16 protein-coding genes are annotated in these 15767 nt (G+C 71.3%); 2 read left to right on the top strand and 14 right to left on the bottom strand.

The window, feature by feature from the left end:
• Window positions 1-15 precede the first annotated feature (15 nt).
• Window positions 16-387, bottom strand: coding sequence for a twin-arginine translocase TatA/TatE family subunit (locus BMH31_RS10665; protein WP_046455900.1), 372 nt, complete (start codon window positions 385-387; stop codon window positions 16-18).
• A gap of 102 nt (window positions 388-489) precedes the next feature.
• Here BMH31_RS10665 and BMH31_RS10660 point away from each other — a divergent pair, with 102 nt between their 5' ends.
• Complete coding sequence (locus BMH31_RS10660) at window positions 490-1125, top strand: class I SAM-dependent methyltransferase (RefSeq protein WP_099725250.1); 636 nt, start codon at window positions 490-492, stop codon at window positions 1123-1125.
• Window positions 1126-1196: 71 nt separating this feature from the next.
• On the opposite strand, the gene BMH31_RS10655 is transcribed toward BMH31_RS10660, so the two are convergent.
• Together BMH31_RS10655 and dapE are read right to left on the bottom strand one after the other, a co-directional pair.
• Window positions 1197-1367 (bottom strand): DUF3117 domain-containing protein, encoded by a 171-nt coding sequence (locus BMH31_RS10655; protein WP_084821140.1) that lies wholly within the window; start codon window positions 1365-1367, stop codon window positions 1197-1199.
• Between the two features lie 93 nt (window positions 1368-1460).
• Window positions 1461-2543: a succinyl-diaminopimelate desuccinylase gene (gene dapE / locus BMH31_RS10650; protein ID WP_099725355.1), complete on the bottom strand. Its 1083-nt coding sequence runs from the start codon at window positions 2541-2543 to the stop codon at window positions 1461-1463.
• Between the two features lie 59 nt (window positions 2544-2602).
• On the opposite strand from dapE, the gene dapD reads away from it, so the two are divergent.
• Complete coding sequence (dapD, locus tag BMH31_RS10645; protein ID WP_099725251.1) at window positions 2603-3559, top strand: 2,3,4,5-tetrahydropyridine-2,6-dicarboxylate N-succinyltransferase; 957 nt, start codon at window positions 2603-2605, stop codon at window positions 3557-3559.
• A gap of 108 nt (window positions 3560-3667) precedes the next feature.
• Here the strand turns inward: dapD and BMH31_RS10640 are convergent, their stop codons facing one another.
• The 11 genes from BMH31_RS10640 to BMH31_RS10590 all read right to left on the bottom strand — a co-directional run bounded on the left by BMH31_RS10640 (window position 3668) and on the right by BMH31_RS10590 (window position 15748).
• On the bottom strand, window positions 3668-4204 hold the full coding sequence (locus tag BMH31_RS10640) for an AAA family ATPase (RefSeq protein ID WP_099725356.1): 537 nt from the start codon (window positions 4202-4204) through the stop codon (window positions 3668-3670).
• 12 nt (window positions 4205-4216) lie between these two features.
• A complete protein-coding gene (locus BMH31_RS10635) occupies window positions 4217-5470 on the bottom strand; it encodes a citrate synthase (RefSeq protein ID WP_099725357.1) in 1254 nt (417 codons plus the stop codon).
• Window positions 5471-5676: 206 nt separating this feature from the next.
• Complete coding sequence (gene dapC / locus BMH31_RS10630) at window positions 5677-6798, bottom strand: succinyldiaminopimelate transaminase (RefSeq protein WP_099725252.1); 1122 nt, start codon at window positions 6796-6798, stop codon at window positions 5677-5679.
• A 4-nt stretch (window positions 6799-6802) separates the two neighbouring features.
• Entirely contained in the window at window positions 6803-7123 is a 321-nt protein-coding gene (gene fdxA / locus BMH31_RS10625) for a ferredoxin (RefSeq protein ID WP_099725253.1), read from the bottom strand.
• A gap of 156 nt (window positions 7124-7279) precedes the next feature.
• The gene (locus tag BMH31_RS10620) at window positions 7280-9910 is read right to left on the bottom strand and encodes a glycosyl hydrolase family 65 protein (protein WP_099725254.1); all 2631 of its coding nucleotides are present in this window, start codon (window positions 9908-9910) and stop codon (window positions 7280-7282) included.
• Window positions 9907-10662, bottom strand: a complete 756-nt coding sequence (locus BMH31_RS10615) for an HAD-IA family hydrolase (protein ID WP_241898458.1) — start codon at window positions 10660-10662, stop codon at window positions 9907-9909. The genes BMH31_RS10620 and BMH31_RS10615 overlap by 4 nt, the downstream gene beginning before the upstream one ends.
• Window positions 10663-10751: 89 nt before the next feature.
• A complete protein-coding gene (locus tag BMH31_RS15740) occupies window positions 10752-11399 on the bottom strand; it encodes a prepilin peptidase (RefSeq protein ID WP_099747391.1) in 648 nt (215 codons plus the stop codon).
• A complete protein-coding gene (gene argB / locus BMH31_RS10605) occupies window positions 11377-12294 on the bottom strand; it encodes an acetylglutamate kinase (RefSeq protein ID WP_099725257.1) in 918 nt (305 codons plus the stop codon). Before argB ends, BMH31_RS15740 begins: the two co-directional genes overlap by 23 nt.
• 7 nt (window positions 12295-12301) lie before the next feature.
• Window positions 12302-13477, bottom strand: a complete 1176-nt coding sequence (argJ, locus tag BMH31_RS10600; protein ID WP_099725258.1) for a bifunctional glutamate N-acetyltransferase/amino-acid acetyltransferase ArgJ — start codon at window positions 13475-13477, stop codon at window positions 12302-12304.
• Window positions 13474-14553 carry an N-acetyl-gamma-glutamyl-phosphate reductase gene (gene argC / locus BMH31_RS10595; RefSeq protein WP_099725259.1) on the bottom strand — a complete coding sequence of 360 codons (1080 nt, stop codon included), beginning with the start codon at window positions 14551-14553 and terminating at the stop codon, window positions 13474-13476. The genes argJ and argC overlap by 4 nt, the downstream gene beginning before the upstream one ends.
• A 109-nt stretch (window positions 14554-14662) precedes the next feature.
• On the bottom strand, window positions 14663-15748 hold the full coding sequence (locus tag BMH31_RS10590; protein ID WP_099725260.1) for a VOC family protein: 1086 nt from the start codon (window positions 15746-15748) through the stop codon (window positions 14663-14665).
• Window positions 15749-15767: the final 19 nt, after the last annotated feature.

Raw genomic sequence — 15767 nt, 5'->3', positions numbered from 1 at the left:
CCCGAGCGCGACGGCCTACGTGGCTTCGTCGTCGAAATGGAAGCCGACCGCCGTGCCGTCGGGGTGCAGTTCGCCGACGCGCGGCGTGCGCGCTGCCTCGGTCTGCGAGCGACGGATCTCGGCGCGCGCCTCGCGCTCGTCCTCCAGCAGGGCGTCTCGGATGATGCGACGGGGATCGTACTGACGCGGATCGAGCTGCTTCCAGTCGACGTCGTCGTACTCGGGGCCCATCTCCTCGCGCAGCCGATCCTTCGCACCGTCGGCCATGCGCTTGACCCCGCGGGTGAGCTCGCCGAGCTTCTTCGCGTAGCCGGGCAGGCGCTCGGGACCGAGCACGAACATGGCGATCACGAGAATCACCAGGATCTTTTCGATCGTCAGGCCCATAACCACCCATCGTACTGTGCTCAGCCGCGTGTTCGCGCAGTTCTCGGGCCTCGCGGCCCTACTCTTGACTGCAGGGCCCGGAGCCCGAACGAAGCTGGAGGAATGGTGAGCCGTCTCGAACGCAATTGGCAGTACGCGGAGCAGTACCCGACCGAGACCGATGCGCAGGTCCGGGCACGCCGCCTGTCGCTCGAGCTCGGCATCGAGCCGGTCAGCCGCGCCGTCGCGGCGCAGCTCTCGGGCCTCGCGGTCATGAGCGGCGCCCGCGCGATCTGCGAGATCGGTACCGGCGTCGGAGTCAGCGGCCTCGCGCTGCTGCGCCACGTCCCCGAGGCGACCCTCACCTCGATCGAGATCGAGTCCGAGCACCTGCGCCAGGCCCGAGCCGCGTTCGCCGGCGCCGGAATCGCCGCAGCCCGGCTGCGGCTCATCGAGGGCGATGCGGCCCAGGTGCTGCCCCGCCTCAACCTGGGCGCCTACGACCTCGTGCTCATCGACGCGGAGCCCGAGCGTCTGCTCGAGTACCTGGAGCACGCCCTGACCATCGTGCGCGCCGGCGGCACGGTCGTGATCCCCGGTGCCTTCTCGCGCGGCCGGGTCACCGATCCCGCGGCGCGGGACGAGGCCACTCACGTGCTGCGCGACCTCCTCGCGACCGTCGCCGAATCGGCGGCGATCGTGCCCGTCCTCACCCCCGCGGGCGACGGACTGCTGACGCTCACCCGCCTCGACGGCTGAGCGATCCCGCGAACGAAGAACGGCCCCGGCGAATCAGATGATTCGCCGGGGCCGTTCCGTCCGTGGGGCGCTCAGCCGTCGAGCACGGAGCTGAGCACGTCGCGCAGCTCTGCAGCCTCGGTATCGTTGACCGAGACCACCAGGCGGCCACCGCCTTCGAGCGGGACACGGACCACGATGACGCGGCTCTCGCGCACCGCTTCCATCGGCCCGTCTCCGGTCCTCGGTTTCATTGCCGCCATGACGCCTCCTCTGCGAGTGAGTGGAAAAGGGATTTCCCCTACGCTTCTATTATCGCGGAGCACCGATGCCAAAAGGAAATCGGATTGTCATACTCAACGATTCAACCAATTGCGCAGCGCCCGCTCCGTCGCCTCGATCTGCGCGATCGGCACCCGCTCGTCGTCCGCGTGCGCCAGCAGCGGATTCCCCGGGCCGAAGTTCACCGCAGGGATTCCGAGTCCCGAGAAACGGGAGACATCGGTCCATCCGAGCTTCGCGACGGGCGGCGCCCCGACCGCCTCGACGAACTGCTGCGCGAGCGGCGCGTCCAGTCCCGGACGAGCGCCGGGCGCCCGGTCCACGATCTCCACCGCGTCGGCATCGGCGAAGAACTCGCGGATCACGCCCTCGGCCTCGGCGAGATCCCTGCTCGGCGCGAACCGGTAGTTGACCTCGATCTCGCAGCGGTCCGGGATCACGTTCCCCGCGACCCCACCCGAGATCCGAACCGCGTTGAGCCCCTCGCGGTATTCGAGGCCGTCGACCAGCACGCGCTCGGCCTCGAACGCGCCCAGACGTTCCAGCGCAGCTCCGGCGCGGTGGATCGCGTTCACACCCATCCAGCTGCGCGCGGAGTGCGCGCGCTTGCCCGTGTACGTCACGAGCGCGCGCATGGTGCCGTTGCAGCCGCCCTCGATCGTGCCGTTCGAGGGCTCGCCCAGGATCGCGAAGTCCGCGGCGAACAGTTCCGGGCGGTTGCGCAGCGCGCGCCCCAGGCCGTTCAGCTCCGACGAGACCTCTTCGTGGTCGTACCAGATCCAGGTCAGGTCGACCGCGGGATCGTCCAGCTCGACCGCGAGCACGAGCTGCACGGCGACGCCGGCCTTCATGTCGACCGTCCCGCGCCCCCAGATCACCGGCTCGCCGGTCTCGGCGTCGACCTCGTCGCGCACCGGCAGGTTCCCGTTCACCGGCACCGTGTCCAGGTGACCGGCGATCGCCACGCGACGCTCCCGGCCGAGCTCGGTGCGCGCGATGACGGTGTCGCCGTCGCGCGTCACCGTCAGGTGCGGCGCGCGCTCGGCGAGCACCGCCTCGACCGCGTCCGCGATGGCGCGCTCCTCCCCCGACACGGAGAAGATGTTGCAGAGCTGACGGGTCAGATCGACGGAACCGAGGCTGGGATCGAGGGCGATATCACTCACCCGATCCAGCCTACGCCGTCGAGGCCCTCCGGCTTCGCTACCCTGGTCACATGACGACTTCCCGTGCAGCCTGGGCCGTGGGCCTCGCCACCGTCGCGTTCGACGGCACCGTACTCGACGCCTGGTTCCCCGCGCCGCAGCTCGGCGCCCGCCCTGATTCCCGCGACCCCTGGATCGCGCCGGCCGAGCTCGAGGCGCTCGAGGGGCGCGACGAGCTCCGCGAGGTGGAGCTGCGCATCGTGCAGCTCGAGATCGATCTCGACGCCGCGCCGTCCTCCACCGAGGACGCCTACCTGCGTCTCCACCTCCTCTCCCACTGCCTCGTGCAGCCCAATACGATCTCGCTCGACGGGATCTTCGGCGCGCTCCCGAACAACGCCTGGACCCCCGCCGGGCCCATGCAGCCCGAACGCTACGCGGCCAAGCTGCCCGCCCTCCGCCGCGCCGGCCTCAGCGCCGTCGGCATCGACAAGTTCCCCCGCCTCACCGACTACGTCGTGCCCGCGGGCGTGCGCATCGCCGACACGTCGCGCGTGCGCCTCGGCGCCCACCTCGCGCCGGGCACGACCGTCATGCACGAGGGCTTCGTCAACTTCAACGCGGGCACGCTCGGCACGTCGATGGTCGAGGGGCGCATCTCGCAGGGCGTCGTCGTGGGCGAAGGATCCGACATCGGCGGCGGCGCGTCCATCATGGGCACCCTCTCGGGCGGCGGCACCGAGCGCATCAGCATCGGCGGGCGCGCACTGCTCGGCGCGAACTCCGGCATCGGCATCTCGATCGGCGACGACAGCGTCGTCGAGGCCGGCCTCTACGTGACCGCGGGCACCAAGGTCGCGCTCCCCAAGGGCACCGTCGATTCCCAGGGCGAGCCGGTCGAGGTCAAGGCCGTCGAGCTCTCCGGCGTCGCGAAGCTCCTGTTCCGTCGCAATTCCCGCACGGGCGCCGTCGAGGCGCTGCCGCGCGAGGGCACGGGCATCGAGCTGAACGCGGCGCTGCACGCGTAGGGGCTCGCCGGCCTTCGGTCGGTGCCGGTGCCGGCGCCGGCGTTCAGACTGAGATCGGCGCGCTGAGCCCGGGTCTCCTGCTGAAGCGGCGCTCCTCCGGGGTCGGGATCAGCCAGCCGCGAGTTCCATAAGTGCCTCGAGTCGTCCGAGCCGCCCCGCAGGGTCGCCGACGAGCTCTTCGACGCGGGCCGAGCCGACCAGGTCAGGGTCGTCGCAGAGCTCGAAGAGGTGATCCTGCATCGCCCCGCGCAACTCCGGATCCTCATCGTCGGGCACCTCGATCCCGGCGCTCGGCAGCAGGATCAGCAGGTCGACCGTCTTCATCACGTCAGCGGCGAGCCGGACCGCCGAGACGATGGTCTCGGAGCTGACGCCGCCACGGCCGAGCTCGCGCCAGGCCAGCAGGTAGGCTACGAAGTCGAGGGGCCCGCGCTCCGCGATGAGCCTCGCCTCCGACGCGCGCCGCAGACGCGATACGGAGACTCGGAACTGGGCCGCGAAGCTCGCCGGGCCCGGTTCGTCGGACTCGTCGAGCAGCTCGTCGAACGGGTCGCCGAGCACCGCGTACTCGGAATGTGCGCTCGCGAAGTCCGAGATCAGCGTGCTCTTGCCGCTCGCGTGCGTCCCCGAGATGACGACGCGCACGCCCGACACCGACTAGCGGTCGAGGTGACGCTCGGGCGACCCCGTGTAGAGCTGCTGCGGGCGACCGATCTTGGTCTGCGGGTCGAGTCGCGCCTCACGCCACTGCGCGATCCAGCCGGGCAGGCGGCCGATGGCGAACAGCACGGTGAACATGCGCGTCGGGAAGCCCATGGCCTTGTAGATGACGCCGGTGTAGAAGTCGACGTTCGGGTAGAGCTTGCGCTCCTTGAAGTAGTCGTCCTCGAGCGCGATCTGCTCGAGCTCCTGCGCGAGGCCGAGCAGCGGATCGTTGACGCCGAGCTCGGCGAGCACGCGGCCCGCGCTCTCCTTCACGATGCGGGCGCGAGGATCGTAGTTCTTGTAGACGCGGTGCCCGAAGCCCATGAGCTTCACGCCGTCCTCCTTGCGCTTGACCTTCTCCACGAAGGTCTGCACGCTCTGGCCGGAGTCGCGGATCTGGGCGAGCATGTCGAGCACGGCCTCGTTCGCGCCGCCGTGCAGCGGGCCCGAGAGTGCGTTGATGCCGGCGGACACGGAGGAGAACATGTTGGCGCCGGTGGAGCCGACGAGGCGCACGGTCGAGGTCGAGGCGTTCTGCTCGTGGTCCGCGTGCAGGATGAGGAGCTTGTCGAGCGCGTCGACGAGCACCGGGTTCATGATGTACGGCTCGGCCTTGTTGCCGAAGTTCAGCCGCAGGAAGTTCTCGACGAAGCCGAGCTCGTTCTTGGGGTACAGGAACGCCTGGCCGATCGTCTTCTTGTGCGCGTAGGCCGCGAGCACCGGGAGCTTCGCGAGCAGGCGGATCGTGTTCACCTCGACGAACTCGGGCACCGTGGTGTCGAGCGAGCTCTCGTAGTAGGTGGACATGGTCTGCAGGCCGCCCGAGAGCACCGCCATGGGGTGCGCCGTGTGGGGCACCGCCTCGAAGTAGTAGCGCATGTCCTCGTGCAGGAGGGTGTGCCGGCGGATGTTCTCGGTGAAGGACTCGAGCTCGGTCTCGGTGGGGAGCTCGCCGTAGATCAGCAGGTAGGCGACCTCGAGGAAGCTCGACTTCTGCGCGAGCTCCTCGATCGGGTAACCGCGATAGCGCAGGATCCCCTGATCCCCGTCGATGTAGGTGATCTCGGACTTGGTGGACGCCGTGTTGACGAACCCGTAGTCGAGCGCGGTGTGCCCCGTCTGGCGCGTGAGCGTGCTCACGTCGATGGCCGGGTGGCCGTCGACCGCGGAGACGATCGGCAGCTCCGCCGAGCCGCCGGGCAGCATCAGCTTCGCGGTCGCGGCAGCGTTCGAGCCGGAGTTCGTATCGGTCACGTCGTCTCCTTGTGAGGTCGTCAGTGAAGCGGAACGGGCTGGGTGCAGTGCGTTCCCCTCCACCCTATCCGGTTCGGTGGGAGCGCGACCCTTCGGTGCCCTCCCAGCAGAGTATCTTGACGTCGAGCGAAATGTCGATTCGGCTCGCGCACCGGCGGTCAGACCGCTCGGGCGGCGTCCGCAGCGCCCGAGAGCCGCTTCGCGGCCTCGGCGATCGCCGCATCGCTCGCGGTGAGCGCGAAGCGGACGTGCTGCGGGGAGTGCGCGCCGTAGAAGTGCCCCGGCCCGACGATGATCCCGAGCTCGGCGAGCGCTGAGACCGAATCCCAGGCGTCCTCGTCGCGCGTCGCCCAGAGGTAGAGCCCGGCCTCGCTGCGCTCGATCCGGAACCCGGCCGCCTCGATGGCGGGGCGCAGCACGGCACGGCGCGCGATGTAGCGTTCCCGCTGTTCGATCACGTGCGTCTCGTCGCCGAGCGCCGCGACCATGGCGGCCTGCACGGGGGCCGGCAGCATCAGACCCGCGTGCTTGCGCACGGTCAGCAGACGCTGCACGAGCTCGGGATCGCCCGCCAGAAAAGCCGCGCGGTACCCGGCGAGATTGGACTGCTTGCTGAGCGAGTAGACGCTCAGCACATCGCGATGGTCGTCGCCGACCACCCGCGGGTCGAGGATCGAGGGAATGCGCTCGGCGTCCCACGGAGCGTCCCACCCGAACTCGGCGTAGCACTCGTCCCCGGCGATCACGGCGCCCAGCTCGCGGGCTCGCGCGACCGCGGCGCGCAGCCGGTCGACGTCCTGCACCGCGCCGTCGGGGTTGCCGGGCGAGTTCACCCACACGAGGCGGGTGTGATCCGGCCAGTCAGCGGGGTCGTCGGCGGCGATCGCGTCGGCCCCGGCGAGCGCAGCGCCCATGGCGTAGCTCGGGTAGGCGATGCGCGGGAAGACGACGGCCTCCCCCGCGCCGATGCCGAGCAGGAACGGCAGCAGGGCGACCAGTTCCTTGGATCCGACGGTCGGCAGCACGGCCGACGGCGCGACCGTCACGCCACGGCGTCGGTCGAACCACTCGGAGATGGCCTCGCGCAGCTTCGGAGTCCCCGCGGTCGCGGGATACGCGTGCGCATCGGTCGCCGCGGCGAGCGCGTCGCGCACCGCGACAGGCGTCGGGTCGACGGGCGATCCGACCGAGAGATCCACGACCCCGTCGGGGTGGGCCGCAGCACGCTCGGCGTAGGGCGCCATGGCGTCCCAGGGGTAGTCGGGAAGCGGACCGCGCACGGGGTCAGGACCCCTGCGCGGGGAGCGCGGCGATGATCGGGTGATCGAAGTCGTAGGCGCCGACCTTCGCCGCGCCGCCCGGCGATCCGATCTGGTCGAAGAACTCGACGTTGGCCTTGTAGTAGTCGGCCCAGACCTCGGGGAGGTCGTCCTCGTAGTAGATGGCCTCGACGGGGCAGACGGGCTCGCAGGCGCCGCAGTCGACGCACTCGTCGGGGTGGATGTAGAGGGAGCGTTCACCCTCGTAGATGCAGTCGACGGGGCATTCGTCCACGCACGCGCGATCCTTCACATCCACGCACGGGAGAGCGATCACATACGTCACGACGTCCGCCTTTCTTCGACCGTTTCGCTGCCCACCATCCTATGCCCGCGCGGCCGCCGCGCCGTGCACGGCGCCGCTCCGGCGGCGCGCCGGTCGCGCGGCCGCCGGGGCTCCGACGGTGCGCCGCCGGGGCTCCGACGGTGCGCCGCGCTCGGCTCAGGCGTAGGGCTCGCGGGTCGGGATCTCGGTGCCGATCACGGGGATCTCGGCCGTGAGCGTCGGAATCACCCCGGTCTCCCCCTCGCGGGGCAGGATGCCCGCCGACAGCCCGCGGAAGGCGCCGAGGTCGGGGCCCTGGCCGTCCAATCGCACCTCGACCTCACCGCCGGGAGCGATGAGCAGCTCCTCCCCGCGCACCCGCACGGGCACGGGCCGCGAGCCGCGCACGATCTCGAACCGGATCGCATCGGCGTCGAGCCGCACCGCGAGCGAGCTGCCCCGCCAGGCGAGGGTGAACTCCATCCCGCCCCAGTGCTCGGGGAGCCGCGGGTCGAAGGCGAGCTCCCGACCGGCGTCGCGCATTCCCGCGAAGCCCTGCACGAGCGCCAGCCAGACTCCGCCGGCCGAGGCGACGTGCACGCCGTCCTCGGCGTTGCGGTGCAGGTCGTCGAGGTCGACGCGCAGCGCGTGATCGAAGTAGCGGTAGGCGAGGTCGCGGTACCCGACCTCGGCCGCGATGATCGACTGCACGACCGCGGACAGGGTCGAATCCCCCGTGGTCAGCGCGTCGTAGTACTCGAAGTTCGCGCGTTTCTCCTCGGCACTGAACTCGCCGCTCGCGAGCAGCATCGCGAGCACCACATCGGCCTGCTTCAGCACCTGGAACCGGTAGATGACGAGCGGGTGGAAGTGCAGCAGCAGCGGCTTCTGCTCGGGCGGCGTCGCCGCGAGGTCCCAGACCTCCCGCTCGAGGAAGTGCGCGTCCTGCGGGTGCACGCCGAATCGATCCGAGAAGGGCACGGCCATGCCGTCGGCCGCGGCTTCCCAGGCCTCGATCTCCTCGGCACGCAACCCCAGGCGCTCCGCGAGCGCGCGGTACTCGACCGGCGCCTCGGTGGCGAGCCGCCGCGCGACCTCTGCGCCGTAGCGAAGGTTGAAGCGCGCCATGACGTTGGTGAAGAGGTTGTCGTTGACGACCGTCGTGTACTCGTCGGGACCCGTCACGCCGTGGATGTGGAACCGCCGGGAGCCGTCGGGCTCGCCGCGCCAGAAGCCGAGGCTGCGCCACATGCGCGCGGTCTCGACCGGGATCTCGCTCGCGCCCGAGACCATGAATTCGAGGTCCCCGCTCGCGGCGACGTACCGTGCGAGCGCATAGGTGATGTCGGCGTCGATGTGGTACTGCGCGGTACCGGCCGCGTAGTACGCGCTGGCCTCCTCGCCGTTGATGGTGCGCCAGGGGAAGAGCGCGCCGTCCTCGTTCAGCATCGCCGCACGAGCACGCGCCTGCGGCAGCATGCGCAGGCGGAACCGGAGCGCGTTCCGAGCCCAGAGGGGCGACGTGTAGGTGAGGAACGGCAGCGCGTAGATCTCGCTGTCCCAGAACGAATGCCCGCTGTAGCCGGATCCGGTGAGCCCCTTCGCCGCGATCCCCCGGCCGTCGGCCCGCGCCGACGCCTGGGCGAGCTGGAACAGGTTCCAGCGGATCGCCTGCTGCACGCCGGGCTCGGCATCCACTCGCACGTCGCTGCGCTCCCAGAACGCGTCGAGGAACTCGCGCTGATCGCTCCACCGCTGCTCGATCGGGTCGACCGCGGCGCGGTGCAGCGACTGCACGCAGCGATCGATCAGTTCATCGCAGGTCGCGGTGCGCGACGAGTGGTAGACCGCGGTCTTGGTGAGCCGCACCGGGCGGCCGGCGCGCGCGGTGCCCTGGAAGATGTGGCGGACCCGGTCGGGCGCCGATTCGACGCGGCAGCTCCAGTCGCCCGTGCCGCCCTCGGGAGCGCCGGAGTCGAAGTCGTGGTCGACGCCGACGGCGACCGCGACGCCCGAGTGATGCACCCGGAAGCTCAGCACGCTGCGCTCCGGCCGATCGGCTTCGGCCAGCACCGGGCCGCGATCGAGCACGCGCCCCTCGAACACCTCGGCCTGGCGGGGATCGGCGGGCTCGTCGACCGTGCGGGAGGGATCGCCCGGCGCATTGGAGCCGGCGGGCGCGCCCGGCCGCTCGTTCCGCAACCGACCGAGATCCTGGCGATTGATCACGAGGCTCGAGATCGTGAGGTCGGCATCGGCGTCGAGCATCGTCACGCGCATTTCGAGCGTGGCGAGGTGCCGGGAGGTGAAGGACACCATGCGGCGCGTCTCGACGCGCACGCGCTTGCCGGTGGGGGTCAGCCACAGCAGGCTCCGCGACAGGGTGCCCGCGCGCAGATCGAGGGTGCGGTGCACCTCGAGAATCTCTGACGTCTCGAGGTTCAGCCGTTCATCGTCGACGTAGATGCGGATCGTCTTCGCGTCGGGCACGTTGACGATAGTCTGCCCGTGCTCCGCGAAGCCGTAGGCCGCCTCGGCGTGCTGGATCTGCCAGGTCTCGTGCACCCCGTTGACGAAGGTGCCGTGGCTGCCGAGCGGGAGGCCCTCCTCGTGGTTGCCGCGCATGCCGAGGTAGCCGTTGCCGAGAGCCAGCAGCGTCTCGTCGATCGCGGCGGTCTCGGGATCGAGCCCGGGGATGGTGAGCTTCCAGGGGTCGTCGCCGAAGTCGCGGCGCAGGCCCTCGACCGGGCTCTCGAACGGCACGCCCGGGCGCTCGCTCGAAGCGGATCCTGATGCGGCAGCGGTCATGCGAGCAGTTCCTCCAGGTCGGCGATCACGGTCTGCGCGCCGGAGGCGACGAGCGCGTCGGCTCCGGCGCCGCGGTCCACCCCGACGACGAGCCCGAACCTTCCGGCGGCCGCCGCGGCGACACCGGACTCCGCATCCTCGAACACGGCGACGTCTGCGGGTTCGATGCCGAGCGCGCCGGCCGCGGCGAGGAAGGTCGCGGGATCGGGCTTGCCCGGCAGTCCGTCGCGTGCGGCGACGGTGCCGTCGACCACCACGCCGAATCGGTCGGCGATGCCCGCCGAGCGAAGCACCTCTGCGGCGTTGCGGGAGCTCGAGACGACGCCGAGCGGAATCGGCGCGCCGTCGGGCCCGTCCGTCTCGGCGAGGGCGTCGAGCAGTCGGAGCGAGCCCGCGTACGGTGCGATCCCGTCCCGCCGCAGGATCTCTGCGAACATGCGGTTCTTGCGGTTGCCGAGCCCGGTCACGGTGGTGGCCGCCGACGAGTCGTCGATCGCACCCGTGTCGTCGTCCGGGTCGCCCCAGGGCAGCTCGATGCCGCGTGCGCGGAGCAGCGTCGCGACACCGTCGAATCTGGGACGCCCGTCGAGCGAGGCGAAGTACTCCGCCTCGGCGTAGCGCGGTTCTCCGCGCAGCGCGAAGAACCGGTCGAACGTCTCGGCCCAGGCACGACGGTGCAGATCCACCGTCGGAGTGAGCACCCCGTCCAGATCGAAAAGGGCAGCCCTGCAGCGGGCGAGGTCTGAGCGGATCCGCGAGCCGTGCACGGCACGAGTGTATCGAGCGCGCCCGAGCACGGGGAGGGACCCCACGCCGATTCGAGGAATCCGCAAGGCCCCGTTCAGCCGAACGCCACGGGAACGATGCCGGACCACCCCGCCCCGAGCAGGACCGGGCCGAACGGCAGCCCGGTGCGCCGCCCCCGCGCGAACAGCAGCAGGATCGCCGTCCCCGCGACGAGTCCGAACGCGCCCGACAGCACCCCGTCGACCGCACGATCGGGACCCGTGGCCCATCCCAGCGCGAACAGCACGACGGGCACGAGTTTGACGTCCCCGCCCCCGAAGCCGGCGCCGCAGCGCCAGGCGACCCACGCCGCAGCGAATCCCGCCGCGGCCGCGAGCAGGCCGACGACGACGCGCTCCCCGTGCCCGACCATCAAGGCTGAGCAGACGGCCGGTATCGCGAACAGCGCGGCGGTCGCCCCGAGCATGCGGTTCGGCAGCCTCCGCTCCCGCAGATCCGCGCGAACGAGCGCTGCCGTCGCCGCGCCGAATCCGGCGAACGCCACGACGGCCAGGGCGGTCGCGAGCGAGCCCGCCCCGAAGCCGCCGCGCAACGCGAGCAGCGCGCCGATGCCGCCGCCCGCGAGCGCGGCGGCGGCCGTCAGCGCGGCGGCGGCCGTCAGCGCGGCCGCGGTACCCGTGCTCGCGGCGGACGCGGCCCCGGCCGTACCGAGTGCCCGGCTACTCCCCGGTCGGCCCCGCAACGACTTCCGTTCCGATGCCCCGCGCGGTGAAGATCTCGAGCAGCACCGAGTGCGGCTCGCGACCGTCGATGATGGCGGCCTTCGGCACTCCGGCGCGCACCGCGTCGAGGCAGGCGCGCATCTTAGGGATCATGCCCGATTCGAGCGACGGCAGCAGCGCGTCCAGCTCGTCCGTGGTGATGGTCGAGACCAGGGAGTCCCGGTCGGGCCAGTTCGCGTAGAGCCCAGCCACGTCCGTGAGGATCACGAGCTTCTCGGCGCCGAGCGCCGCGGCGAGCGCGGAAGCCGCCGCGTCGGCGTTCACGTTGAGCGACTCCCCCGGACGCTCCTCGTCGGGCGCGATCGAGGAGACGACGGGGATCATGCCCGCTTCGAGCACGGCGAGCACCGACTCGGGGCGGACCCCGACGACGTCGCCGACGTGGCCGAGGTCGATCAGCCGGCCGTCGACCTCGACGGGAGAGCGGCGGCGGCCGATGAACAGACCGGCGTCCTCGCCCGTGGTGCCCGCGGCGAGCGGACCGTGCGTGTTGATGCGGTCGACCAGCTCGGGGTTCACCTTGCCGGTGAGGACCATGCGCACGACCTCCATGGCCTCGGGCGTGGTGACCCGGTACCCGCCCTGGAACTCGCTCTCGATGCCGAGCCGCCCCAGCATCGCGTTGATCTGCGGGCCGCCGCCGTGCACGACGACGGGGCGGATGCCGGTGTGCCGCAGGTAGACGACGTCCTCGGCGAAGGCTTCGAGGAGCGCGTCGTCGACCATGGCGTTGCCGCCGAACTTGATGACGACGATCGCGTCGCGGAACTTCTTGAGCCAGGGCAGCGACTCGATGAGCACCTGGGCCTTCGCGGCCGCCTCGCCGTGCTCGAGCGTGGTCGTGGTGTGGGTCATGGCGTCCTCAGCTCGAGTAGGCGCTGTTCTCGTGCACGTAGTCGTGCGTGAGGTCGTTGGTGCGGATGGTCGCGGCGGCCTCGCCCGCGAACAGCTCGATGCGCACGTGCGTGCGGCGCGGGGTCAGGTCGCACTCCTCGACGGGACGGTCGGGGCCGCCCGCGTGGCAGAGGCGCACGCCGTTGAAGCTCACGTCGACCGCGTACGGGTCGAAGGCCGCATCGGTGGTGCCGATCGCGGCGAGCACGCGGCCCCAGTTGGGGTCGTTGCCGAAGATCGCGGCTTTGAAGAGGTTGTTGCGCGCCACGGAGCGGCCGACCTCGACGGCCTCCGCCTCGCTCGCGGCGCCGAGCACCTCGATGTCGATGTCGTGGCTCGCGCCCTCGGCGTCGCCCTGCAGCTGGGCGGCGAGGTCGTCGCAGACCTCGGCGAGCACCGCCGCGAACGCGTCCTCGTCGGCGGCGACGCCGGAGGCGCCGCTCGCGAGCAGCGTCACCTGGTCGTTGGTCGACATGCACCCGTCGGAGTCGAGCCGGTCGAAGCTGCGCCCGGTGGCGGCACGGAGCGCGCGGTCGAGCTGCGCGTCGTCGAGCACCGCGTCGGTCGTGATCACGACGAGCATCGTCGCGAGTCCGGGCGCGAGCATGCCGGCACCCTTGGCCATCGCGCCGATGGTCCAGCCGTCGAGCTCGCGCACGGAGGTCTTCTCGACCGAGTCGGTGGTGAGGATCGCGGCCGGAGCGGTGGTGTCGTCGGAGGAGAGCGCGGCGGCGAGCGCGGGCACGTTGTTCACGATCCGGTCGCGGAACGACTGGTCGCCCGAGCCGATGAGGCCGGTGGAGCAGACGAGGATCCGCTCGGCGTCGACGGCGTCGCCCGACCCCTCGGCCGTCAGCGCTGCCGCGACGGCCTCGGCGGTGAGGCGCGTGGTCTCGTAGCCGAACTCGCCGGTGAAGCAGTTGGCTCCGCCGGAGTTCAGCACGATGGCCCGGGCAGTGCCACCCGCGACGACCCTGCGGCTCCAGATGATGGGGTTCGCCTGGGCCCGGTTGCTGGTGAACACCGCCGCGCTGGCGCGCTGCGGACCATCGTTGACCACGAGCGCGAGGTCGGGCTTGCCGGTGCTCTTGAGCCCGACGGCGATGCCGGCGGAGCGGAAGCCTGCGGGGGCGGTGACGGTCACGGTGCGACTCCATTCGTCGAGAGGCCGGTGGTCTCGGGCAGGCCGAGGGCGATGTTGGCGGACTGGATCGCCGCGCCCGCGGTGCCCTTGGCGAGGTTGTCGAGCGCGCCGATTACGACGACGCGGCCCGCGGCCTCGTCGACGGCGAGCCCGATGAGGCAGGTGTTGGCGCCGAGCGTGTCGGCGGTGCGGGGCACCTGGCCCTCGGGCAGCAAGTGGACGAAGGGTTCGTCGGCGTAGGCGCGCTCCCAGGCGGCGCGGATCTCGGCGGCGTCGGGGCGGCTGCCGTCGGCGCGGGTCGCGATACGCGCGGTCGAGGTCGCGAGGATGCCTCGGCTCATGGGGACGAGCACGGGGGTGAAGCTGATGCTCGGCTCCGCCGTTGCTCCCGCACCGCGCAGAGCCTGGCGGATCTCGGGGATGTGCCGGTGGGTGCCGCCGACCGCATAGGGGTTCGCGGACCCCATAAGCTCCGCGCCGAGCAGGTGCGTCTTGGCGGCCTTGCCGGCCCCGCTGGGACCCACTGCGAGCACGCTGACCAGGTCTTCGGGCTCGATGACGCCCGCGGCGATGCCGGGCGCGAGCGAGAGCGCCACGGTGCTGGCGTTGCAGCCGGGGGCCGCGATCCGCGTCGCGCCGACGAGCGCCTCGCGCTGCTTGCGCGGAGCCGCCGGGTCGTCGCCCGCGACGAGCAGTTCGGGCACGCCGTAGCTCCAAGGCTCGTAGTGCTCGCCGCCGTAGAACGCGGCCCAATCGGCGGGGTCGGTGAGCCGGTGGTCGGCACCGCAGTCGATCGCGAGGCGCACGTCGCGCAGCTGCGCGGTCAGTTCGCCCGAGGCGCCGTGCGGCAGCGCGAAGAAGACGATGTCGTGCCCGTCGAGCACGGCGGGTTCGGTGGGCTGCAGCGTGAGGTGCGCGAGCGAGCGCAGGTGCGGCTGGCTCGCGATGAGCGGCTGGCCCGCGGTGGAGTGCCCGGTGACGGTGCGGATCTCGAACTCGGGATGCGCGGCGAGCAGGCGCAGCAGCTCACCGCCCGCGTATCCGCTCGCTCCGGCGACCGCGACGGTGAATGCCATAGTGCTCGTGCCTCTCTCGCTCGGCACCATACGGAGCCGATGCCGTTCCAGACTCTCTATTCTGGCACTTCCTCGGGCACCGCCGCGCACGCGACGTCATCGACCGCCGTCAGAGATCGGCGATCACGATCTTCTTCATCTGCAGCATGTGCGGGAACGCATCGGGGCGCTGCATCAGTTCGTCCATGTTATCCGGCACGATCTGCCAGCTCACGCCGAAGGCGTCGACGAGCCAGCCGCACTGCTCGGCCTCGGGCACCGCCGAGAACGCGTCCCACAGCAGGTCGATCTCCTCCTGACCGTGCGCGTTCACGATGAGCGAGACGCCGTTCGTGAACGACTCCGGCTGATCCACGCCCGAATCCATCGCCGAGAACTGCTGCTCGCCGACGTGGAAGGACCCGAACATCACGGCACCGGCCGGGGCCGGGCCCGTCTGCACCGGATACGGAGCCGTGAACCCGCGCCCCGCTCCCCCGAGGCTCTGCGCCGAGCCGAGCACCGCGACGTAGCGATCGATCGCCTCGCCGGCACGATTCTGCGCCGCCGCGCCGAACATCAGGCAGGGCATGACGAACGGCGCGATCGCGCCCGAGGGATCGCCGCCCGGCGCCTCCGGATCCACCAGCATGAGCTGCCAGCTCACCCCGTAGCGGTCCTCGACCCAGCCGTAGCGGCCGTTGAACGGGTACTCCCCGAGTTCCATGAGCACGCGGCCCCCGAATCCGAGGGCGCCCCAGGTCGCATCGAGCTGCGCACGCGCGCGCAGCGTCGATCCGCCGAACCGTCGCGGGTCGAACTGCAGGGTGAGGGAGATCGACGGGTTCGGGCGGAACTCGGGCCCGGCGTTCACCAGGGTGATCCGGTATCCGTCGATGAGCACGTCGACGGTGAGCGGCTGGCCCGCGAGCGGCTGCTGGAAGTCGAGCAGGCCCGTCTCGGGATAGCGACTCATGACCTGGAACACGGTGTCGGGCAGTGCCGCCGCGTAGAAGGCCGCGGTCTCCTCGGCCGTCCCGTTCGACCAGAAGCAGGGGACGATCCGCTGGATCGCCGGCTGCGCCGGCTTCCGCGAGCGGGCCTTCGCGGCGGCTCGGGGTTTGGCCGCGGCTCGAGGCTTCGCTGCCGCGGTTCGCGGCTTCGCCGCGGCCGAGGCGGACTTCGAGGTGGGACTGGGCTTCGCTGCCGTGGCCATGAGGTTCCTCTCGCCATGG

The organism is Leucobacter sp. OLIS6 (genome assembly GCF_002752355.1).
GTDB lineage: Bacteria > Actinomycetota > Actinomycetes > Actinomycetales > Microbacteriaceae > Leucobacter.
Note: the sequence above shows the minus strand (reverse complement) of the source record. Positions and strands in the feature narration are given on the sequence as shown.